Source organism: Aeromonas sp. R2-3, assembly GCF_040908375.1.
Taxonomy (GTDB): domain Bacteria; phylum Pseudomonadota; class Gammaproteobacteria; order Enterobacterales; family Aeromonadaceae; genus Aeromonas; species Aeromonas veronii.
The window spans coordinates 21,824-43,562 of sequence record NZ_JBFODP010000027.1 but is presented as its reverse complement, the minus strand read 5'-3'; the positions used below and the strand labels follow the sequence as shown (position 1 = coordinate 43,562).

Genomic DNA, 21,739 nt, shown 5'->3' with positions numbered 1-21,739 from the left:
GGGGGCGTGATCAGGGCAGGGCATCGGGCCGGAAGCTGGCGCGGATCTGCGGCACCAGGCTTGATGGGTCGAAGCCTTTCTCCTCGCCTAGCACCGGATGGAGCAGGGGCTTCTCTTCGATGGGGGTGATATCCCCCGCCAGCAGCTGGCGGGTGGCCTGACCCATCTGGTAGAGCTGGCGCACCGGCGCAAACTGGGTCGCCAGATTGAGGGGATCATCTGCGCGGGTGAAGGCCATCATGGGGATCTGGTAGGTGGCATCGCGCGCAGGCTTGTCACCGTGAATGCCCTTGCCGGCGGACATCAAAAATGGCTGGTGATCGCCAAAGGCCACCACCAGATAGCGCTTGCCTGACTGGTCTAGGGTCTTGAGCAGTCGCTCCAGCGAGGCCATGGCATCCACCACCCCGGTGTAGTAGGTGTTGAGCAGCTGGGTGTCACTCTCGCTCTGGTTCGGGCAGGCGCCGCTGCGCTCCTGCCCCTGATAGCGGGGGCCATCGAAGGGGCCGTGTCCCTGCATGGTGACCGCATAAGCGAACAGCGGTTTGTCATCCTGTTCGCTGCGCTTGAGCAGGTGGTCGATGAGGGCATCATCGGAGATATAGAGCCCCTTGTGCTCGAGGGTGGTGAAGCGGGTGTCGAACCAGCGCTCCTCATAGCCGAGCGCCGGGATCGCCTTGGCGCGGCCCCAGAATTTTTCCACATAGGGGTGGGCGAACAGGGTCTGGTAGCCGCTCTGTCTGGCGCTCTGGGCCAACCCCGGCACCTGCTGCGAGAGGTAGTAGTAGGGCACAACCCCCTGCTTGAGCAAGCCCACCGGCAGGCCGGTGTTCATCTCGAACTCCGCCAGCACCGTCATGCCGCCGGTGGTGGGGGAGTGGATGGTCTTTTGCCACTGCTGCACGCTGGCGGGCAGGGCGAGGGTGGGAGCCGGGGCGCAGATCCGCCCCTTCCAGTCGAGCCAGAGCGACTCATATTGCAGCACGATCACCAGATCCCAGCGCGGCGCTATGCCCTGGGGCGGATAGCTCAGCTGCGGGGCCAGCTCGTTGATCTGCAAGGGGTAGCGAAACACGCTGCCGCTTTGCAACATCTCGTCCACCAGATTGAACAGATAGAGGCCGGGGCCGGAGCGGATGATGTCTCTGTGGTAGTTGACCGCGCGATCCACGTAGCGAATGTTGGCTCCCAGCAGCTTGTTGCCGGTCTGGGTGGCAAAGACGCACAGGGCAAAGAACGCGACGGTGGCGGCGGCTGTGCGCAGCACCCAGCGTGACAGGGCAAAGCGCCAGCAGAGAAACAGTGCCAGCAACACGGTGAAGATGGGCAGGATGGGGTGCTGGTCGAGCAGGATCCGCAGCAGCGCCAGCAGGTTGCCAAAATCGTCCCCGCCGAGCGGCACGCCGTAGATGGCGATCTTCATAAAGTTGGCCAGCAGACCTATACCGGAAAGCGCGGTAAAGACCAGCCCCATATAGAGGTTGAAGCCCGCCAGCGCGCAGAGGCTCCAGCCCAGCACCATGCTGCCCCAGGCCAGATAGTAGTGCTCTGGGCGAAAGCCTGACCAGAGCAGAAACTCCCCCAGCTTGAACACCACGAAGCCGTGCAGCAACACGAAGGTGAGGTTGCCGAGCAGCAGGCTACCGATGATCCGCCAGCGCAGGCTGCGGCGCAGCGTTGGCAGCACCGTCTTGAGCACGGCGGCGCTCAGGGCCAGCACCAGCGTCAGGCTCACCACCAGATAGGTGAGGTTGAAGCCCTGCTCCGGCAGGGTTTGCAGGATCTGGCTGAAATCGCCGCTCTCGGGGCGATCCTTGAGCAGCAGACCGATGCGCAACTGATAGCGGCTGGCTAGCGCGTCATCCGGGGCGCGCAGGGTGCTGTTGAGATCCAGGGTGCAGCGGTTATTGCGGCACACCTGACGCTTATCCACCGCTTGACTCAGCTGGTCGATCCGCTCCCCCTTGTCGTTGAGCAGCTCCACCCGCACCTTGTCCCCCGCTTGCAGCGGCCCTCGCAACTGCCACTGGCTGCGCACCACCAGATAGAGGCCGCGGCTGTCGCTTTTATAGAGCAGTGCGTGGCGGGTGAGGGTGGCCAGCGGGTTGTCGGCGGGGCCCAGCACCAGCGGCTGGGCACGGCCCAGCCAGCTACCGGGATTGATCAGCGGCAACAACAGGGTCAGCAGCAGCAATCCGCCCAGCAGGGCAAGCAGCAGAGAGGGCAGACTCAGGACGCGGGGGCGGCCTGAGGAGGGGCGATTCATATAAGCTCATCCTTTGAGCGAGTGAGGGAGAGATCGTTCATCCGCATAGAGTTTGACCCGATGGTGCGGGCCTTGTTTCAGCTTGTCAATTTAATGACCACTTAATGAATATTTGGTTACAGCTCAACCTTGCAAATTGTGATCCCGATCGAGGGGTTGTTCGGAATATGTGATGAAAGCGTCATCATGGGGTTTTGCCACTGGCTTGGGAGGGGTCTGCTGTTTAGTCTCTCGATAGCGACTGGAGGTACATGTATGAATCCCAAAGTGATGGCACGTCAGGCCAGATTGCTGCGCATGCTGGAGAGCAAGGAAGAGATCCGGATCGGACGCGAGCGCGACTGCCCGCTGCCGCTGGCCCAACTGGTCAAGCTGAAGGATAGCCATCCGGCTGTGGTCAAGGTCTATCGCCACGGTCTCACCGCCGAGGTGTTTCACCTCAAGGTGGAGGGGCATCACTGGTGTCTCAAGCGGCGCCGTCAGGATTCACTGGTGGCCAACCTCGATGGCAAGACCGCCTTTCTGACCGAGCTGGAGCGGCGGCGTGAAATCGAGGCGCTGCGGGAGCTGCATCCTACTGTCCTCTCCCACGTGGTCTGCACCAGCTTTGGCTCGGCGCGCGCCGGGGTGCTGGTCTCCCCCTGGTTGCGGGGTGTGCCGGTCCATCAGCTCAACGAACGCAATCTGGCCCAGATGCTGGAGGTGCAGGGTGAGCTGGCCCGCTGGGGCTGGTTTGACTGGGACCCGAGCCCGGGCAACCTGCTCGATGACGGCGAGCAGATCTGCGTGTTCGACTTTGGCTATATGTGGACCTTCGATCCCCGCTTTGAATACAACTCCAACGGTCTGGTCGACCCGCAGTTCCATGTGCCGGAGCGACTGGAGACCCGCACCCTCTCCGGACTCTGGCTCGATGAGGCCGATCCTCTGCCGCAATTTCGCTACTGGCGTGAACTCTGCCTGAAATGGGTGAAACGGGAGATCCACCACCTGATCCGCGAAGGGGCCAGTGCCCCCGTGCTGGCCCGCCTGCACGCCCTGCAAGGGGAGTGGAGCGCTGCGCTGGCGAGCGACGAGGCGCTGGTCGCCAACTGGTGGCGGGACATGTATCGCAGCCACCGGCTCGATGTGGCCGATGATCTGAGCGGCCAGAGCTGCGGCCCGCTCACCCTGCGTCGCCTCGACTGGTTGATGCTGGCGGTGACGGATCACTATCCGCTGCTGGTGGACAATCTCTCGCCTCAGGAGACGGAGCTCGGCCAGACCGGGCTGCTGGCCCGCTTGCAGCAACTGCGCCGGGAAGCCTTGGCCTGTCAGTTGCCTGCCACCAGCCTTGCCTGAGCCAACACACCTGCGGAATACAAATGAACAGGGCGCCGTGTTGGCGCCCTGTTGCATGGTCTGGTTCGCCTCGCGGTGAGGGTCAGTCCAGCAGCTCCTGATGGAGGCGGTTGACGATATTGCCCGCCTCGCTCTCCTTGACCAGGAAGCAGAGGTTGTGGGCGCTGGCGCCATAGCAGATCATCCGGATGTTGTGCTCGCGCAGGGCGTCAAAGACCTGACTGCCCACCCCGTTCACTTCGCTCATCCGGTTGCCGATGAGCGCCACCAGTGCCAGACCGGTTTCCACCTCCACCTTGCAGAGCTGCCCCAGCTCGGTCAGTACCTTGTCGCTCAGGATCGGCTCGCCGTTGCTCTGGCTGCCGGTGTGATCCAGGGTCAATGACACGCTCACCTCCGACGTAGTGATGAGGTCGACCGAGATGCGGTGACGGGCCAGAATGCCGAACACTTCGGCCAGGAAGCCGTAGGCGTGGAACATGTTGAGGCTGTGCAGGGTCACCAGCACCTGCTGGCGGCGCAGGGCGACGGCGCGAAACAGCGGGCTTGAATCTGTGCTGGCACGGATCCAGGTACCACCGGCGGCGGGGTCCTTGGCGGAGCCGACAAACACCGGAATATTCTGGCGCACCGCCGGTTGCAGGGTGGCGGGGTGCAGCACCTTGGCGCCGAAGGTGGCCATCTCGGCCGCTTCGACAAAGCTGATTTCGGGGATCGGGCGGGCGCGGGTGACGAGGCGCGGATCCGTGGTGTAGATGCCGGGCACATCGGTCCAAATCTCGATACTGGCGGCATCGAGCGCTTCGGCCAAGAGGGCTGCGCTGTAGTCAGAGCCACCGCGACCCAGCGTGGTGGTGCGGCCATCGCCATCGGCACCGATAAAGCCCTGGGTGATGATGAGGCTGTCGCCAAGCTGCGGGCCCAGCGTCTGCTGGCAGAGAGTGCGGGTGGTGGCCAGATCGACGGTGGCCTTGCCAAAGCGGCTGTCGGTGCGCATCAGCTGGCGCACATCCTGCCAGTGGGCCTTGACGCCGCGCTGGCGCAGCAGTTCGGTAAAGAGGCGGGTAGACATCAGTTCGCCGCAGGCGATGAGGCGATCGGCCAGCTCCGCATCGGTATGCTGGTGGGCTTGCTGGGCCATGAGGCGAATTTCGTCCAGCTGGCCATGAATGAGGGCGCTCACATCATCGGGGTTGCCGAGATCGGCCAGAATGGCCTGCTGGATCCCGGCCAGTTTGGCCAGTTGCTCGTCGCGGCCCGCTTCGTCCAGCTCCCCTTGTGCCAGAGCGACCAGCAGGTTGGTGACACCGGCGCTGGCGCTCAGTACCACCACCCGCGTGGCGGGATTGGCCAGCACGATATCGGCGCAGTGATTCATGGCCGGGAAGTTGGCGACACTGGTTCCGCCAAACTTGGCGACATTGATCGGGCTCATTGCTTACTCCTGTCTTATTTTAAGATTCCGGTTCCATCGGGCAAAAAAGAGAGGAGGAGGCTGAAAATGGCAGGAATGAACGAAGCTATCCCGGCCAGAAGCACTCCACCTGCAGAGCCCATCCCGTACCGCCCCTGACAGGGCGCGGTGGGGGATGATCACTACCGATGACAACCCGGGGGATTCAGCCCCCGCAGCCGACGTTGAGGTTACCAGTCTCCTCACTCGTCTCGGCGCTGCTCCCCCTGACCCAAGTTCACCGGACGCTGGCGTCCTCCCTTGGGCTGCCTGGGCAGCGCTCCTCTTCTGGCTCCACCAGGGTGGTGGAGTGCATTTAGAAATACCCTGCGTTGGATTGCACTGTCAATCGAGTTTGTGAAAAAGTTCAAATTGTCAGCTAACTCAACGCAGGATCAATGACTTAGGCAATGGTCTTTGACAAAACCTTGGAACGGCGCTGCCAGTTGTAGAGACGCTGGCGCGCCACCGGCAGATCTTCCACTTCCAGCGGATCAAAGCCCCGCTCCCGGAACCAGTGGATGGAGCGGGTGGTAAGCACGAACAGGCGGCGAATGCCGAGCCGCTTGGCCCGCTCGGCCACCTTGGCCACCAGCTGATCCCCCCGGTTGGAGTTGCGATAGTCGGGGTGAATGGCGACGCAGGCCATCTCAGCCATCGCCTCTTCCATAAAGCAGTAGAGGGCCGCGCAGCCGATGATGAGACCATCGCGCTCGATGATGGTGAACTTGTCGATCTCCATCTCCAGCTGCTCGCGGGAGCGGCGCACCAGAATGCCTTCCTCCTCCAGCGGGCGGATCAGATCCAGAATGCCGCCGATATCCTCGATGGTAGCGGCGCGGGCCTGCTCGGCACTTTCCCGCACGATCTGGGTGCCGAGGCCGTCGCGGCTGAACAGCTCCTGCAGCATGGCGCCATCATCCTGATAGCTCACCAGATGGGAGCGGGGCACGCCGCCACGGCAGGAGGCAATGGCCGCGCGCAGATAGCGGGCGGTGCCGGACATCTCTTCGCCAGCCTGCTCCAGCTCCACCAGCAGCTCTTCGGCCTGCTCGGGGAAGAGCTCGGAGATGGCCTCGCCGCGTCTGTCCATTACCCCCTGGGTGCTGCTAAAGCAGATGAGTTTGTCCGCCTTGAGGTCGACCGCCACCCGGCGGGCCACCTCTTCCGAGCTCAGGTTAAAGCTCTCGCCGGTGACCGAGCAGCCGATGGGGGAGATGAGCACCAGACTCTTCTGGTCGAGCTGGCGGGTGATCCCCTCCACGTCGATGCGGCGCACCCGGCCGCTGTGGCAAAAGTCGATGCCATCATCCACCCCCAGCGGCTGGGCAGTGACGAAGTTGCCGCTCACCACACTGATCCGCGCCCCCTGCATGGGGGTGTTCGCGAGCCCCATGGAGAGCTGGGCGGTGATGTCATATTGCAGGCCGCCACACACCTGTTTGATGATGGTGAAACTCTCGTCATCGGTGACCCGGATCCGCTTGTGATACTGGGCCTCGATACCGGCGCGGGCCAGCGCCTCATCGTTTTGCGGACGTGAACCAAACACCAGCACCAGGCGTATGCCCAGTGTCTGCAGCAGGGCGATATCGCTGACGATATTGGCGAAGTTGGGGTGGCAGATGGCTTCTCCCCCCATCATCAGCACAAAGGTGGCACCCCGATGCACATTGACATAGGGGGTGGATTGCCGGAAGGCATTGACCAGACTGGGTTCGCGTTCACGCACTTGATATTTCTTCCATAAAAAAACAGCGATTGGCTCAATATATGAAAATTAATTCACAAATCAAGACTAAATATTGATTTTGGCCGTTTCTGGTCTACGAGGGGCGGCTTGGCCGTGCTGATCGGGAAAGGATGGTTCGAAGTGCAGATGGCTGTTGGGGCGAGCGGGGAGGGGCCCGCCGGTTGATCCAGCGCGATAAACTGCTATCTTCGATGCTCCTTTTCGTCAGCTGTGTGATTTCACAGGGTTTTATACAAGGACAGAATTCATGGAACAGATTATTTCACCGGCAGATGCCCTGCCGGGACGACGCGAAGCGATGGTGATTGGTCAGCAGCATGCGGTGAATGGCAACCCGACCCAGGGTCCCTGGCCCGAGAACATGGAGATCGCGTGGTTTGGCATGGGCTGTTTCTGGGGCGTGGAGCGCCTGTTCTGGCAGCAGCCGGGCGTCTATTCCACCGCGGCCGGTTATCAGGGCGGTGTGACCCAGAATCCCACCTACAAAGAGGTGTGCAGCGGCCTGACCGGTCATGCCGAGACGGTGCAGGTGGTGTTTGATCCGGCGGTGATCAGCTACGGCGATCTGCTCAGACTGTTCTGGGAGCAGCACGATCCGGCGCAGGGGATGCGTCAGGGCGGGGACATTGGTACCCAGTATCGCTCGGTGATCTTCTATGGCGACGAGAGCCAGCAGATCATTGCCCAGCAGAGCATGGCGGCCTATCAGCAGGCGATGGCGGCAAGCGGCGACAGTCGTGCCATTACCACCCGCATTCTGCCGCTGGCGCCCTTCTACTACGCCGAGGATTACCATCAGCAATATCTGGAGAAAAATCCGGATGGCTACTGCGGATTGGGTGGCATTGGAGTCTGTTTGCCGCCCAGCCTTAACCGCTGAACAGGTTTGTAGTCGATTTCTTAATAAAAGTGAAAATAAATGGTCGGAGGAGGGAACTTATTGCGACCAGTCGGGACTAACTAGGTAGCGTCCAGGGATCGGATGCAAAGTCCAGACACATTTCTTGCCTTGATAACCGCCTGATGAATGAACGCACTGGCGGGTTGAAAATGATAGCAAGCAGGGCTGCCCACCAAGGCGGCCCTTTTCCTTATCTGCTGCTTTGAAATCTTGCGTTGGGCGGGAGAGCCGGACGGCAGATCAGCCGATGGCGCTGTCGAACAGGTTCTTGATGAGATCGATAAATTCGATGAGGAAGGTTTTCTGTTCCGGGGTCGGGGCGCGCAGCCAGACGGCAGAGAGCACCTCTTCCAGATCGGCGACCACGGCGTCGGCCTCCTGCATGATGGCGAAACGCACCTTGGGATCGAGCTGGGGGTTTTGCTCGCAAATGGCCATCAGGTTGCTGGCAACACGGCCACTGACCAGATCTTCGATGGTCTCTTCACCATCGTTCTGCTGTTGGGATTCAAACAATCCCAAACTCTCCACCAGATACTCGATCAGCGAGATATAGCCTTCACTTTCTACCACCATGGTTGCTGCCTCAATACAGTAACAATACGAAAATTAAGCGTATTTTAGTGGCTTGCCCTAGCTTGGCAAGCAGCAGTGCAGGCGATGGCGAGTAAAACTGACTCCGCCCCGCTCCACGCACTCCAGCCCGGTCAACGTAAAGCCATGTCGTAAAAATAGCTCATAACTGAAGGCGCTGGCCTCGGTGGTGATGAGGGTCATACCGAGCCCTCGGGCCCCCGCGAGCGCCGTGGTGAGCAGCAGATTGCCCAGCCCCTGGCGCTGATGGTCGGCGCTCACATAGAGCAGACTGAGGTGGCCATCGGGGCTCAGGGTGACAAACCCGAGGGGCACATTTGCCTGCTCCGCCACCCAGCCGTGGTGCTCGCGCAGCTGACTGACAAAACCCGGATGTTGTGCACCGAGGGCCCACTGCTCCACCTGTTCGGCGTTGTAGTGCTCGGGGCCGTTGCGTCGCACCGCCTGCTCAAACAGGGTCACGAGGGCGGGGATATGTGCCTCACCAAGGGGGACAATACGCAGTGCTGGACTAAGTGCTGGGGTCATAAGGTTGGGTCGTCAGTGGGGGAGAGGGGGCGCGGCGCCTGTGGCCGTTTGGCTTTGGGCAGACCCGCGACAACCCGCTCATAGGAGTGGTGCACCCAGCCCTGCCACAGATCATCCGGCAAGGTGCTGTTCAGGGTCACTGTGTTCCAGTGTTGCTTGTTCATATGCCAGCCCGGTTTGACCTCGGGGTGGATCTCGCGCAGCAGCAACGCCAGTTCTGGCTCGCATTTGAGGTTGATAGTGAGCGGCTCGGCCTGCCAATCCACCAGCGCGAACATCTTGCCCGCGATGCGGTAGACCAGGATCTCCGGGCCAAACGGGGTATCTTCGGTAGCGCCCGGCAGGGTCAGCAGAAAGTGGCGCAAACGGGTCAAATCCATGGAAAGTTCTCGCGCAAGGGGTGATCCGGGTCATGTCAGGCGCATATCTATCGGCGGGCCTGTTCTGTTAATATGCGCGCAGCCGAGTATACCCCCCATCACCAAGGGAGCCTATTGGATGTTGTATCACAAGACTTTCGAACTGGGTCCCGAGCGGGATTGGGTGGTGTTTGTCCACGGCGCCGGTGGCAGCTCCTCCATCTGGTTCAAGCAGCTGCGCGCCTATCGCGAGCACTTCAACGTGCTGCTGCTGGACTTGCGCGGCCACGGCCAGTCTCACCAGCTGCAACAGGTGGTCAAGGGCCACTACAGCTTTCGGGAAGTGACCGAAGATATCGTTCGGCTGCTCGATCATCTCGATATCCGCCGCGCCCACTTTGTCGGCATCTCCCTTGGCACCATCCTTATTCGCCATCTGGCCGAACTCTGCCCGGAGCGGGTGAAAAGCATGGTACTGGGGGGCGCCATTTTGCGGCTCGATATCCGCTCGCGGGTGCTGGTGCAACTGGGCCGGCTCGGCCAGCACTTCCTGCCCTATATGTGGCTCTACCGGCTGTTTGCTTTCATCATCATGCCGCGCCAGCACCATCAGGAGTCGCGCAACCTCTTTGTGCGCGAAGCCCGCAAGCTCTGCCAGAAAGAGTTCAAACGCTGGTTCCGTCTTGCCACCGAGGTTAACCCGCTGATGCGTTATTTTCGCGAACGCTCCCTGCCAATTCCCACTCTTTATGTGATGGGGGAGGAGGATCATATGTTTCTGGCGCCGGTGCGCGAACAGGTGGCCCGCGATGCCAGCTCTTCGCTGGCGGTCATTGAACAGTGCGGCCATGTCTGCAATGTGGAGCAGCCGGAGCAGTTTAATCGTCGTACCCTGGCGTTTATTCAATCGCTGGGGGTAGGGATGAAATGAATTTTCGCCAATATATCTGACTTCATTATCACCAAACGTTCATCTAGTTTTAGTGCACGGATAGATAAAAGTAGCTCCAGTAAAGTGAATTTACCGGGGCTACTTTTTGGCAATTTACCGTAGTTTTTTTACGTTTCAGATCTAGGTTTAAGTTAAATTCATGGAGGATAACGTAAAGTTATAGTTTATGTTGAAGCACTGAGGTCTTGGTACTCTTTCAATGCGAAATGGTCTGTCATACCACTGATGTAATCTATTATTAACCTCACTCTATAATAATGTTCGTATAATTTTTGATTGCTAGTTACTTCTGTTGTTTCAAAAATTTCTTTAGTTGATAGAGAGTATGTGGTTCTATACTTCTCTGACAAATTATGGAATAGTCTTGTTTCTATGGGATGACTCTTAAGGTGGTTATTTTGAGTGAGGGCTTTGATATCCTCAAAGCTAAGTTTAATCAATGGAGTATAAAGGTCTAATAATCCAGAGATCACGGAATATCCCTTCAGTTCTAATTTTTCAACTTCTTTAGAATTAAAAACATTGTTAATTGCAACTAAACGTAAAGTCTCGGTAGCAAAATGATATTTATCATTGCCATCAAGTAGTGATTCATCAAAGTGACCATCAAAAATAGATTGGTGATTATTGACAAATCTTTCTGCTGCATACCTTGCCAGATCATTTACTAAAATTGTTCTAAGGGTGAGTATGTATGCATGATTTTTATTTGTTGGGGTGTTCTGGTAGGCACCATATGCTTTGTTAATTATTTCATTAAGATAGTTTCTCTCATCCGCATTAGTAATCTTAATTTTTAAATCATCCCATATTTTAGTTATTTCGCTATGTAGTTTTTCAATAGACAAAATCCCTTTGTCCACAGCATCGTCAAGATCGGCTATGCAATATGAAATATCATCAGCAGCCTCCATTATATAAGTAAGGGGGAATCTACAACCAGCTGTTATTGATAGAGCTTTTTGGATGTTATTAATTAGATCCTCTTCAGAGAGGAAGAAGCCTGGTTTTTTACAACGATATTTATGTGTTGAACTCCCACCTGGCTTTGGTTGATATGCTGGGCGAGTATATTTTATTAAGCATGCTAACTGTGTATATGTTAAATTTAATGAGTGAAGGCTATGTAAAATCCTAATGCCTTGCGCATTGCCTTCGAAATTAATAATGTCTTGAATTACTTTCTTACAATCCTCTACGCTATTATATAAGTCATTAAATATCGGAGAGACTTTTTCTTTAGACCATATATTTATGGCCATTTCACCAAAATGACCGAAAGGTGGGTTTCCTATATCGTGCAGTAGACATGCAATTTCAACGGCGCTAATAAAACCATCAAGTTTATCATCTAATCCACAGTCATTTAATGGTAGTGCCGATAATACTAGCTTGCTGATATATCTCCCTACCTGTTGAACTTCAAGGGAGTGAGTAAGCCTACTTCGAACAGCAGCATTTTTTTCTAGTGGAAAGACTTGGGTTTTTTGTTGAAGACGTCGCAGAGCGGCAGATGTCAGGGCACGCCCTCTATCACTCTCCATTTCTTCATTGAAGTCTCGGCCATTTACTGTTGATATTCTATAACGGTCTGTTTTTAACTTAATTGAATAATCCATTCTTGCCTCTTGGGTAAATATTTAAACTATCTTGAGCTTATGTTGAACTATATCTGTTTTTTGGTTTTTAAGAGTATAGTCGGTGTGGATATTTCCTTTTAAACTCTATTTTTAATTGAGAGTGAACATCTATTATATGGCTTCTAACCCTTGGTAATTGCATGAAAATTTCATTGGTAAATTCAATGAGAGAAGGCAATAAAGCATTTCCTACAATTTTTTCTAGCTCTGCTAGGCTATAATATCCACCTGGATATAAATGATGCTGAACTTTTCGTTGGTAGTCGTTTATATATAGATTATTTCTTCTCATAATTGTATAAGAAAGAGATTTGAAGTCTCTTTGGCTACGGTCTAACTCTGATAATAAGTCTGAGTTTGATGACGATAACAAAAAAAGACTCCTTTCAATATTTATTGCATCGCACAGAGAATCGTCAAATTTTAGTGATTCTAGTTGTAAGGCTCTAGTGGTTTCATCCAAACTCTGGAATATTGCTATTCTTTTCTCAAACATTGATATAAACATTGCTTGGCGTTCTAGGATAAACATTATATATCTCAGGTAGTTAATCTCACATTCTTCTTTGTCTTCCGCTCTGGAATAAACAACATGAAAAAGAGTAAGTAATGCTGCGATAGCACCTGCTGACGCAAGAAAAACACCAAGTGAATTTAGTATTGATATAAAGTCACGAGATTCACTATCTGAATATGCTAAAACAACCGCAGAAGCATAAAATCCCAAAAAAGCAAAGCAAATATGTAAAGAATAACGGATTACAAGGCTCTTCACTGTCATCCTCATTACTTAATGTATTTAATACGATAATAATCGTATTGGCGATATTGCTGATATGTAAACGCTAAATAATAATGATTTGTTCACTTGTGGTTGATATATGGAAATACTTGATATTTTTTGAACACTAATATTATTACTAATAACGTTGAATTTACCCATCAGCAGAGAAGATAGCTACCGCACGGGGTTACAGCTCCCCGAGTGCGACCTTTAACCAGAATGAAAATGGGTAAATCATGGGCTTACCTCGGCTGCTTTTGGGGCTGCGGGTGCCGCATGGGCAAGATATCAAACGCCGACCAATTTAAGTGAGTGAAAAGTTAGTTATCGCTCGGATTTTGAAAGGTTTTTTGACTGGGATCAGCCTTGAGCCAAGTTGGCTGCAGGTTGAGTGGGTGAGGGTGTTTGATAAATAAACAGATAAGGCATCCTTGGCTACTGGCGCCAAGTGACAGAAGTGGCTGGGCGATATCACTGTGATGCCCTGTTATCAGGGCTATGGGTTTCGGGTCATCGAGCAGACCGGCCACTTGGGTGGCCGGTATCTGCAGGGGCCGCAGTCAGTGGGGGGCAGTGAGGATTACTCACGGCCCTCTTTTTTGATCCCCAGCAGCCAAGGCACGATGGTCAGAATAAACAGCGCGATCAGGGTGGCGAGCACCGCGGTGGACTCTCGGCCCATACCCGCGGCAATACCGATGGCGGCGGTGACCCAGATACCGGCGGCCGTGGTCAGTCCTTTGGTTTCTGTTTGTCGGGTGCCCAGAATGATGGTGCCAGCCCCCAGAAATCCCACCCCGGCAGTGAGCCCCTGCAACACCCGGGTCAGATCGGCAGTTGATGCGCCAGCTTGCTGGGGGATCAACACGAACAGGGCGGCGCCAATACTGACCAGCATATGGGTGCGGATCCCGGCACTTTTCCCTTTCTGTTCACGCTCGTAGCCTAATAGACCGCCGAGCAGACCAGCCACCAGCAGGCGCAATACAATCTGGGTCATCTGCTTGATATCTTGAATATCGGTGAACTCGGAGACGATGGTCTGCCAGATCTCTTGCCACATAAATGCCATCCTTGTGCATGCTGCATATGAATTGAACGAATCAAACCGGTTAATGCTGTCGCCATGGGTGCTGTACGAAAATACGCCATGAGACCTCATCCGCAGGGTATCAAACGCTGACTTCCCTTGTTGAGTAAAAAGTGTTGAGTAAAAAGCTGTCCAGGTTGTCGGATTTTAATGAGTTCCTGATAGCGCCCTGCTTTTGAATCAAGCGTCAGAATAAGGGATAACCGGCGATGGTCGCAGGCTTAATAGCCGGTCATCTCCAGATAGCCGACCCCCTTGGCATCCCCCGAGACAGAGACCGCACCCTCCCAGTAGCCAAAGCGGCCGGTCATGGCCTGATTGGGCTGACGGGCTGTGATGGTGAGGCTCATACCGGCGGCGTTTAGCTGCCACTCGACGGGGTAGGGTTGGCCTTTGGGACCGAGCCAGCTCTTGCCCGGCATAAAGCGGATCTGCTCCGGGTTCAGCACCTGACTGCTGCCGTCGCGCTCAATCAAGATGCCGTAGCGGTTCTCCGGCTCGGTGCGGCCCGATTTGGTGCGCAGGCGAAACAGCATCAGCTCGCGGCCATCGGCCAGTTGCAGTGAAAACCAGTCCCAGCCCGATTGCCACTCGGCCAATACCGAGCTGCTCCACTCGTGATCAAACCAGCCTTGTCCGGTGACGGTGCGGGTCTCGCCATCGCGAGTCAGGGTGCCGCGAAGAGTGAGGCGCGGGTAGGAGTAGTAAAAGGAGGCGTTGCCCGGGCTCTTCTCGCTGTAACCGGCCTTGCCTTGCAGCACCAGCGGCTTGGCGGCAGTGACGGTGAGGTTCAGTTCACCAATCTTGCTCTGCACCTTGAGGGTGGCGGGGAAGAGCGCAGCCCCTTGCGAGGCAAGCCGCCACTCCCTGAGCCAATATTGGCCGCCGCTGGCCCCCGCCAGCCCCGGCCCCTGCCGACTGGCCCGTTCATCTTGCTGGTGGCTGCCACGGTCGAGATCCGTGATGGCAAACTGGGCCAGCCAGAGCTGGGGGGTGAGCCAGGGGTTGCCGGTGCGAAGTGCTTGCTCGATACCCTGCCGAAACAGGGTCCACTGCATGCCATATTCGCGTCCCTGTTCATCCTTGAGGTTGCCGGTGAGATACCACCACTCGGAGCGGTAATCGGGGTGGGCGGCGTGATCCTCCGGCAATTGGATTGTTTGCCCCGGCAGCACCTTTTTAAAGCTGTCGTTGCCACCGCCGAGCAGGGCGCCCAGATCGCTGGCCTGCGAGTTGCCAATCATGGCAATCAGCGGGATCAAGAGGGTGGCGAGCCACAGGAACCGTAAAGAGGACAAGCTTCCCCTCTCCCGAAGGGAGAGGGGATGGTTCAATGCCGCACTGTGATCTTCTCTACGCTGAAGAAGGGGCGGAGAGAGGGACGTGGTTAATGGGAGCTTCAAGCTATGGCTGAGCCAGTGCGCTAACCGATATGTCATACCACTTTCCTTGCCGCATACCAGGATGCCAATGCCCCACATACCGGTGCCAGCAACAGGGCGGTGACCGCATGAAGGGGGGCGGCCTCGAAGGCGAGGCGCCAGCCAAAGGCGCGGGGGTTAACCACCTCGATCAGCACCCAGGCAAGGCCATACCCCACCGGCAGGGCCAGCAGGGCGGTGAGCAGCCCCAATCCCGCCCCTTGCCACACCAGCAGCTGGCGGCAGTGGCGGGGGCTCAAGCCCAGACTCTGCAAGGTCTGCAGCTCGCCACGGCGTGCCAGCCCCAGCACCATAAAGGCCGAGCCAATGCCGACAAAGGCGATGCCGAGGATCAGCAGTTTCAATAGCTCGGTTACCACAAAGGTCTGGTCAAACACCTTGAGCGCCGCGCTGTGAATGGCGGGGGCGGAGAGCAGATTGAGCTGCTCGCCAAAGCGCTCGCGCAGGCGATCGGCCAGCTGCTCGGGGTCGTCGCTAAAGAGGGCGAGGGATTGCACCGCTCCCACCTCGAAGGCGTGCAGGATCTGCCCCTTGTCGCTGCCGTAGTCCTGATAGACGCCGGTGACGGTGAACTGCCTTGGCCCCTGCTCGCCGCTGATCGCCAATATCTGGCCCACCTTGACCCCGAGGCGCACCGTCAGGGGTTCGCTCGCCAGCACTTCGTCGGGGCGGGTCGGCCAGCGTCCGGCCAGCAGCGGATAGGCCGCTTTAAGCTGGGGGATAAAGTCCATCTGCGCCCACTCGATGGGCTGCCCCTGCCAGCGGGCAGGGTGAACCGAGCGGCGCGAGGCGGCGCTCACCAGCGGGTTGGCGAGCAGGGTCTCGAGGGTTGTGTCGCTCAAGGTGCCCTTGCTGCCCGCCACCCCCTTGGGGGCGGTGACATAGAGATCGGCGGCCAGACGCTGGCCGAGCCAGATCTCCACGCTGGAGCGAAAACTCGACACCATGACCCCGATGCCGATGGCCGCCGCGATGGCCAGCTGCAACGCCATCACCGCGATGGCGGTGCGATCGAGGTGATAGAGGGTCTCGGCCACCCCGAGCCGGGCGGTGAGGGGGCCGCCCTCGCGCCGTCGCAACCAGCCAAGCAGGCCGCGCAGGGCATCGGGCAGCCAGAGCGCCATGGCCAGCAGCCAGCCGCCGGCGATAAAGAGGGCGCCACTCAGACCGGTTTGCTGCAGCCACAGGCACAGAGCGCACAGCAGCAGGATGGCGATGGCCAGCACGCGCCGTCGCCACGGGTGAGCGGGGGGGCGGCTGTTTCCTGCTCGCAGTTCGAGGGGGGATTGGCGCAGCAGTTGCCACCAGCCGGGCAGGTTGGCGGCCATCGTGCCGAGCAGCCCGATCAACAGCGCCTTGAGCAGGCTCACGGGGGAGAGGCGCAACAGATCGATGGGGTTGGGCCCATAGAGATCGGCCAGCGCCTGGGTCAGTTGCCCCATCAGCGCCAGCGCCAACAGGCTGCCGAGCAGCACCCCTAGCAGGGTGCCGAGGGTGGCAAGAATAAGCAGCTCCAGAATGAGCCAGCGGAGCACCCGGCTTGGCCCCATTCCCAGAATGATCAACTGGGCCAGCTGGGGGCGGCGCACGCTCTGCACGAATCGCTGGGCGTTGAACACCAGAAACAGTCCCACCGCCATGGCGAGCAGTGACAGCGCCGTCAGGTTAAGGGCCAGCGCATCGCCAAGCTGGCTGGCATCGAGCGCCGGGCTGATGGGCTCAAGCCACAAGGGCTGGTTAGGGTAACGGGTATGCAGGGTGGCCTGCAGGGTGCGAGCCTCGGCGTCGCTTAGCTTGAAGACGATGCGATCGAGCCGACCCGCTTTGCCCAGCAGCGGCTGGGCGAGGCCGATGTCGGTTATCAGCAGTCGCTCCATGGGCACGGCGCCCGGTTCAAACGTGCCCGCCAGCGTCAGGGTCAGGGTTCGGGCGCCATCGCTGCCGCCAAATACAAAGCGGCGGCTCTGGCCCGATTGCCAGCCAAGGCGCTCCGCTTCGGGGGCCGCCAGCCAGATGCTGTCTGCACGGTTGAGGGAAAATGCGGGCTCGCTCGCGGGTTGGGCGCCAAACAGTTGGCGCAGGGGGCCGGGGTTGAAGAGATCCATTCCCAGCAGTTGAAAGCTGCGCCCCTCTTCATCCTTGAGCCAGCCATGGAGCTGGGGCATGGCATCGAGGGCGGGCTGGCTGGTCACCAGCTGCACGTAGAGCTGTTCATCCAGCCCGCCAGCGGGGGCCAGTCGGTAGTTGGCTTCCCCTGCCAGCTGGCTGCGGGCGGCGACGAAGTTGGTGCGGGCACTGTGATTGAGCAGCTCGATGGCCACCACCAGCGACACCCCCAACACCAGCCCGGCCAGACTCATCAGCAGCAACCAGGGGTGACTGCGATAGAGGCGCAGCAGCGCTTTGAGTGGCAGCATCAGCGAGCCCCCGACAGACGCAGTCGCTGTTTAGTCATGATGGGGCCCCTTGAGCTCGATAAGTTGGCCCCCTTCGAGGCGAAGCACTCTGTCGGCCAGGGCCGCATAGGCGGGGTTGTGGCTCACCAGCAGCAAGCCTGCGCCGGTATCGCGCACCGCCGCCACCATCAGCGCCATCACCTGTTCGGCATTGTGCTCATCGAGGCTGCCGGTGGGTTCATCGGCGAGCAGCCAACTGGGCTGATGGATAAGGGCGCGGGCCAGCGCCACCCGCTGTCGCTGGCCGCCGGAGAGCTGCTCCGGCCAGGCATGGCGCTTGTGGCTCATATCGAGCCGTTGCAGCAACTGGTCAATCCTTGTCTCATCCGGTGGCAGCCCGTTGATGGCGAGCGGCAGGGCCAGATTCTCGGCCACGTTCAGGGTCGGCAGCAGGTTGAAATCCTGATAGACGATACCGAAATGGCGACCCCGCAGGCGCGCCCGCTCGTCGGGGGATCGGGTGTCGATCCGGGTCTCCCCCAGCCAGATCTCCCCTTCATCCGGTGCAATCAGCCCAGCGATCAGATTGAGCAGGGTCGACTTGCCACAGCCGCTTTGGCCCAGCAGCAGGGTGATCTCGCCTGCGGGGAGGGCGAGATCGAGATGGTGGAACAGCGGCAGTCGCTCACTGCCGTTATCGAAGCTCTTGCAGAGGTTGCGCAGGGTCAGCATGGGATAACCGTTTGATGGTCAATGGCTTTCATCATGCTTGGTACGCTAGCACGGCCAGCATTGATCAACACCCCTTACGGTTGATCAAGAGTGCCAGTTAGTGATCAAGGCGGCAAAAGAGCAGTGGATCCTCGCTGGATCCCGCTTGCCCGAGGTGGTTAGAATAGGGGCTTCCATGGGTCACAGGATGAGCAAGGATGTTACACAAGCAAGTCAGTTTTATCATCGATAGCAAGGGCAACAAGCAGGCTGCCGTCGTCCCCATCGAGATCTACAACGAGCTGATGACCCTGCAAAAGGCACTCTCCGACAACCGGCCGGGGGAGCGCGAGCTCTACCACTTCAATGGTAAGGGGGCCGAGGCCCACGGTTATCCGGTGGGTAAGCGGCAAAATCCGGGCTTTATGGTGCTGGCCGGTTCCACTGCCAATGGCGAGGATGCCGCCTCTTTGCGTGAAGCGGTGATCGAGCTGCGTCACGAACTGCTGGAGAAGGGGGTCATAGTGCCCCGCAGTCAGGGCGGCTTTGTCTTTACCGCCGATCAACTGTTCAACAGCCCGAGTCTGGCCGCCAGTCTGGTGGCGGGCAATAACCGCAGCGGTCTGGATGCCTGGCAAAACAGCGCAGGCTATACCCTCAAGCAGTCGGGTTTCGGCAAGAGATAATCCCGCGTTTCGACAGCAAACCAATTAAGCGTTAATTGACCTGGATGAATTTTTCTTTTCATCCAGGTGCTAGCATCATTGCCAGATGGTTCTAAAAGGAAGAGACCATGTCTGCGCTCACCCCTGTTATTTTGCTGCTGTCCCTGTTTATCCCTCCCGCCCATGCCAGTAGTGGCCCAGTTCTGTTGACATCCTCCTCAATCGGACTTTTTTGTGTCGGATTGTTTGTGTTGGCCTACGCCCTGGTGATGGCTGAAGAGTATCTGCAACTGCGCAAGTCCAAACCCGTGCTGGTGGCCGCCGGGGTGATCTGGATCCTGATCGGTATCGCCTATGCACAACAGGGGATGAGCCCTGTCGCCGAGCAGGCATTTCGCCATACCCTGCTGGAATATGCCGAGCTGATGCTGTTCCTGCTGGTGGCGATGACCTATATCAACGCCATGGAGGACCGGCGGCTGTTCGATGCCCTGCGCGCCTGGCTGGTGCGATCCGGCTTTCACCTGCGAACCCTGTTCTGGTTGACCGGCGGGATTGCTTTTTGTATTTCGCCGGTGGCTGACAACCTGACCACTGCGCTCTTGATGTGCGCCGTGGTGTTGAAGGTGGCCAACGGTGATCGGCGTTTTGTCAATCTTGCCTGCATCAACATAGTGATCGCCGCCAACGCCGGAGGGGCGTTCAGTCCCTTTGGCGATATCACCACCCTGATGGTGTGGCAGGCGGGCAAGGTGCAATTTGGCCAGTTCTTCACCCTGCTGATCCCCTCTCTGCTCAATTTTCTGGTGCCGGCCATCCTGATGAGCCTGATGGTGCCGCGTCATGTGCCGGAGGCTGATAACGAGGTGGTCGATCTCAAGCGGGGTGCCCGCCGCATCGTCGCGCTGTTCTTGCTGACCATCATCACGGCGGTGCTATGCCACAGTTTTCTCCATCTGCCACCCGTACTGGGCATGATGCTGGGGCTCGGTTATCTGCAGTTTTTCGGCTTCTATTTGCGCAAGTCGCTGCCGCGATCCCTTGCCCGCAAGCGTGCACTCTATGAACGCAATGGAGATGAGGTACGGTTGCGCAGTCTGGGTTCTGTGGTGCCATTTGACGTGTTCAACAAGGTGGCCAAGGCGGAGTGGGATACCCTGCTGTTCTTCTACGGGGTGGTGATGTGTGTCGGTGGGCTGGGCTTTATGGGGTATCTGGAGCTGGTGTCACACTGGTTGTATGACGCTGGGGATCCCACCATGGCCAACATCTTCATCGGGGTCTTGTCCTCCGTCATCGACAACATTCCCGTGATGTTTGCCGTGTTGTCGATGAACCCGGATATGGCGCTGGGGCAGTGGCTGCTGGTGACCCTGACCGCCGGAGTGGGCGGCAGCCTGCTCTCCATCGGCTCTGCGGCCGGGGTGGCCCTGATGGGACAGGCCCACGGCATGTATACCTTTTTTGGCCACCTGAAGTGGCTGCCTGCCATCTTGCTCGGTTATCTGGTGAGCATAGGGGCGCACCTCTGGCTCAACAGTGCCCAGTTCTGAACGTCTGGCCGCCAGTATGAAAAGAGGCTTCCGTTGACGGAAGCCTCTTTCGTTTTCCTGACAGGGGGGAGGGGGATCAATCGCCTCGCTTGCCGGTCAGCAGCCAGTAACTCAGGGTGGAGCCCACGCCGCAGCAGGCGATGGCGATGGCCATCGGCAGCGGCGAGTGGGGCGGATTGAGGTTGACCAGAATGCCGACCAGGGCGCCGATGCCAAAGCGCAGGGTGCCCGCCAGTGCCGAGGCGGTGCCCGCAGATTGCGGGAAGTGGCCCATCAGGCCGGTCATGGCGTTGGCGCCCACCAGACTGATATGGCCGACAAACAGCACCACCGGAATGACGATGCCCCACAGACCGCCGGTCTGGCTCCAGGCGTTGTAGACCAGCAGGGCGCCCGCGCAGGGCAGCACCAGCAGGCCGTATTGCAGCATCCGCTCGGCGCCCACCCCTTTCACCAGTCGGCTGTTGACGAAGGTGACCACCATCATCAGCAGGATATTGAGGCCAAACAGCCAGCCGTAGTGCTCGGTCGGTACCTTGAAATACTCGATATAGACGTAAGGGGAGCCGCTTAAGAAAGCGAACATGCCGGAGCTGGAGAGGGAGCCGCACAGCACATAACCCATGGCGCCGCGATGGGAGAGCACCCCCCAGTAGTTCTTGAGGATCTGGCCCAGATTAAGAGGTTGGCGGTGCTCCGGTTTCAGGGTCTCCTGAATTTTCCACTGCATCACCAGACAGATCAGCAGGCTGATCCCCACCAGCAGCCAGAAGATCACCCGCCAGTCGGCGTGGGCACTGATATAGCCGCCCACCACAGGCGCCACCAGCGGCGCCAGGGTCATCACCAGAATGACGAACGACATGGCGCGAGAAAACGCATCCTTCTCGAACAGATCGCGCAGCAGGGCATTGACCACCACAGAGCCCGCCGCACCGCCCGCTGCCTGCAACATCCGATAGGCCAGCAATTCGGGCAGGGAGTCCGCCATGGCGCAGCCCACCGAGGCGATGGCAAACATGATGAGCCCCGCCAAGATCACCGGCTTGCGGCCATAGCTGTCGGCCAGCGGGCCGTAGAAGAGCTGGCCGATGGCAAAGCCGCCCAAAAAGGCGCTGATGGTGAGCTGGGCGCCGTCGATGCTGGTGGCCAGATCCCGGGCGATGGCCGGAATAGCGGGCAGATACATATCCACCGCCAGCGGGGTCAGACCCGCCAGAGCGCCGAGCAGGATAAATAGGAAACGGGGGGAGAGGGCGGCAGCCTGAGCTGTTGGCGATTGGGGCATAGGGTGTCCAGTTGATGCGAAAC

Annotated in this window: 18 protein-coding genes and 1 riboswitch; of the genes, 5 read left to right on the top strand and 13 right to left on the bottom strand. The window is 58.1% G+C overall.

The features are described 5' to 3' along the window. Nucleotides 1-10: 10 nt before the first annotated feature. Entirely contained in the window at nucleotides 11-2,266 is a 2,256-nt protein-coding gene (locus tag AB5Z02_RS12780; RefSeq protein WP_368216109.1) for an LTA synthase family protein, read from the bottom strand. 255 nt (nucleotides 2,267-2,521) lie between these two features. Between AB5Z02_RS12780 and AB5Z02_RS12775 the strand changes: the two genes are divergently transcribed. After that, nucleotides 2,522-3,607 (top strand): hypothetical protein, encoded by a 1,086-nt coding sequence (locus tag AB5Z02_RS12775; protein ID WP_368216108.1) that lies wholly within the window; start codon nucleotides 2,522-2,524, stop codon nucleotides 3,605-3,607. Between the two features lie 82 nt (nucleotides 3,608-3,689). On the opposite strand, the gene lysC is transcribed toward AB5Z02_RS12775, so the two are convergent. Both lysC and argA read right to left on the bottom strand, forming a co-directional pair. Next, the gene (gene lysC / locus AB5Z02_RS12770) at nucleotides 3,690-5,042 is read right to left on the bottom strand and encodes a lysine-sensitive aspartokinase 3 (protein WP_368216107.1); all 1,353 of its coding nucleotides are present in this window, start codon (nucleotides 5,040-5,042) and stop codon (nucleotides 3,690-3,692) included. A 90-nt stretch (nucleotides 5,043-5,132) separates the two neighbouring features. Further along, nucleotides 5,133-5,356, bottom strand: a riboswitch (Lysine riboswitch). Nucleotides 5,357-5,463: 107 nt separating this feature from the next. After that, nucleotides 5,464-6,792, bottom strand: a complete 1,329-nt coding sequence (gene argA, locus AB5Z02_RS12765) for an amino-acid N-acetyltransferase (RefSeq protein ID WP_005345063.1) — start codon at nucleotides 6,790-6,792, stop codon at nucleotides 5,464-5,466. A 268-nt stretch (nucleotides 6,793-7,060) separates the two neighbouring features. Between argA and msrA the strand changes: the two genes are divergently transcribed. Next, nucleotides 7,061-7,693, top strand: coding sequence for a peptide-methionine (S)-S-oxide reductase MsrA (gene msrA / locus AB5Z02_RS12760; protein ID WP_005352745.1), 633 nt, complete (start codon nucleotides 7,061-7,063; stop codon nucleotides 7,691-7,693). A 261-nt stretch (nucleotides 7,694-7,954) separates the two neighbouring features. On the opposite strand, the gene AB5Z02_RS12755 is transcribed toward msrA, so the two are convergent. The 3 genes from AB5Z02_RS12755 to AB5Z02_RS12745 are packed head-to-tail and all read right to left on the bottom strand — an operon-like array spanning nucleotide 7,955 to nucleotide 9,216. Beyond that, entirely contained in the window at nucleotides 7,955-8,290 is a 336-nt protein-coding gene (locus tag AB5Z02_RS12755) for a DUF3802 family protein (protein ID WP_005333735.1), read from the bottom strand. Nucleotides 8,291-8,347: 57 nt separating this feature from the next. Beyond that, a complete protein-coding gene (locus AB5Z02_RS12750) occupies nucleotides 8,348-8,836 on the bottom strand; it encodes a GNAT family N-acetyltransferase (protein WP_368216106.1) in 489 nt (162 codons plus the stop codon). Beyond that, nucleotides 8,833-9,216, bottom strand: coding sequence for an MmcQ/YjbR family DNA-binding protein (locus tag AB5Z02_RS12745; RefSeq protein ID WP_005333730.1), 384 nt, complete (start codon nucleotides 9,214-9,216; stop codon nucleotides 8,833-8,835). The genes AB5Z02_RS12750 and AB5Z02_RS12745 overlap by 4 nt, the downstream gene beginning before the upstream one ends. Nucleotides 9,217-9,334: 118 nt before the next feature. Between AB5Z02_RS12745 and AB5Z02_RS12740 the strand changes: the two genes are divergently transcribed. Further along, the gene (locus tag AB5Z02_RS12740; RefSeq protein WP_181221961.1) at nucleotides 9,335-10,126 is read left to right on the top strand and encodes an alpha/beta fold hydrolase; all 792 of its coding nucleotides are present in this window, start codon (nucleotides 9,335-9,337) and stop codon (nucleotides 10,124-10,126) included. A 185-nt stretch (nucleotides 10,127-10,311) separates the two neighbouring features. On the opposite strand, the gene dgt is transcribed toward AB5Z02_RS12740, so the two are convergent. The 6 genes from dgt to AB5Z02_RS12710 form a co-directional block, all read right to left on the bottom strand. Beyond that, nucleotides 10,312-11,766 carry a dGTPase gene (gene dgt / locus AB5Z02_RS12735; RefSeq protein ID WP_368216105.1) on the bottom strand — a complete coding sequence of 485 codons (1,455 nt, stop codon included), beginning with the start codon at nucleotides 11,764-11,766 and terminating at the stop codon, nucleotides 10,312-10,314. A gap of 67 nt (nucleotides 11,767-11,833) precedes the next feature. Then, nucleotides 11,834-12,562, bottom strand: coding sequence for a hypothetical protein (locus AB5Z02_RS12730; RefSeq protein ID WP_368216104.1), 729 nt, complete (start codon nucleotides 12,560-12,562; stop codon nucleotides 11,834-11,836). A 589-nt stretch (nucleotides 12,563-13,151) separates the two neighbouring features. Next, a complete protein-coding gene (locus AB5Z02_RS12725) occupies nucleotides 13,152-13,634 on the bottom strand; it encodes an MgtC/SapB family protein (RefSeq protein ID WP_170872271.1) in 483 nt (160 codons plus the stop codon). Between the two features lie 248 nt (nucleotides 13,635-13,882). Continuing rightward, nucleotides 13,883-14,923, bottom strand: a complete 1,041-nt coding sequence (locus AB5Z02_RS12720; protein WP_368216323.1) for a lipocalin-like domain-containing protein — start codon at nucleotides 14,921-14,923, stop codon at nucleotides 13,883-13,885. Nucleotides 14,924-15,096: 173 nt separating this feature from the next. Then, a complete protein-coding gene (locus AB5Z02_RS12715) occupies nucleotides 15,097-17,520 on the bottom strand; it encodes an FtsX-like permease family protein (protein WP_368216103.1) in 2,424 nt (807 codons plus the stop codon). Between the two features lie 30 nt (nucleotides 17,521-17,550). Next, nucleotides 17,551-18,231, bottom strand: a complete 681-nt coding sequence (locus tag AB5Z02_RS12710) for an ABC transporter ATP-binding protein (RefSeq protein WP_124929689.1) — start codon at nucleotides 18,229-18,231, stop codon at nucleotides 17,551-17,553. Nucleotides 18,232-18,428: 197 nt separating this feature from the next. Between AB5Z02_RS12710 and AB5Z02_RS12705 the strand changes: the two genes are divergently transcribed. After that, nucleotides 18,429-18,896, top strand: coding sequence for a DUF4357 domain-containing protein (locus tag AB5Z02_RS12705; protein WP_368216102.1), 468 nt, complete (start codon nucleotides 18,429-18,431; stop codon nucleotides 18,894-18,896). Between the two features lie 107 nt (nucleotides 18,897-19,003). Beyond that, nucleotides 19,004-20,428 carry a sodium:proton antiporter NhaD gene (gene nhaD / locus AB5Z02_RS12700; protein ID WP_368216101.1) on the top strand — a complete coding sequence of 475 codons (1,425 nt, stop codon included), beginning with the start codon at nucleotides 19,004-19,006 and terminating at the stop codon, nucleotides 20,426-20,428. A 76-nt stretch (nucleotides 20,429-20,504) separates the two neighbouring features. Here nhaD and AB5Z02_RS12695 read toward each other — a convergent pair whose 3' ends face one another. Then, entirely contained in the window at nucleotides 20,505-21,716 is a 1,212-nt protein-coding gene (locus AB5Z02_RS12695; RefSeq protein ID WP_005352704.1) for a Bcr/CflA family multidrug efflux MFS transporter, read from the bottom strand. Nucleotides 21,717-21,739 lie beyond the last annotated feature (23 nt).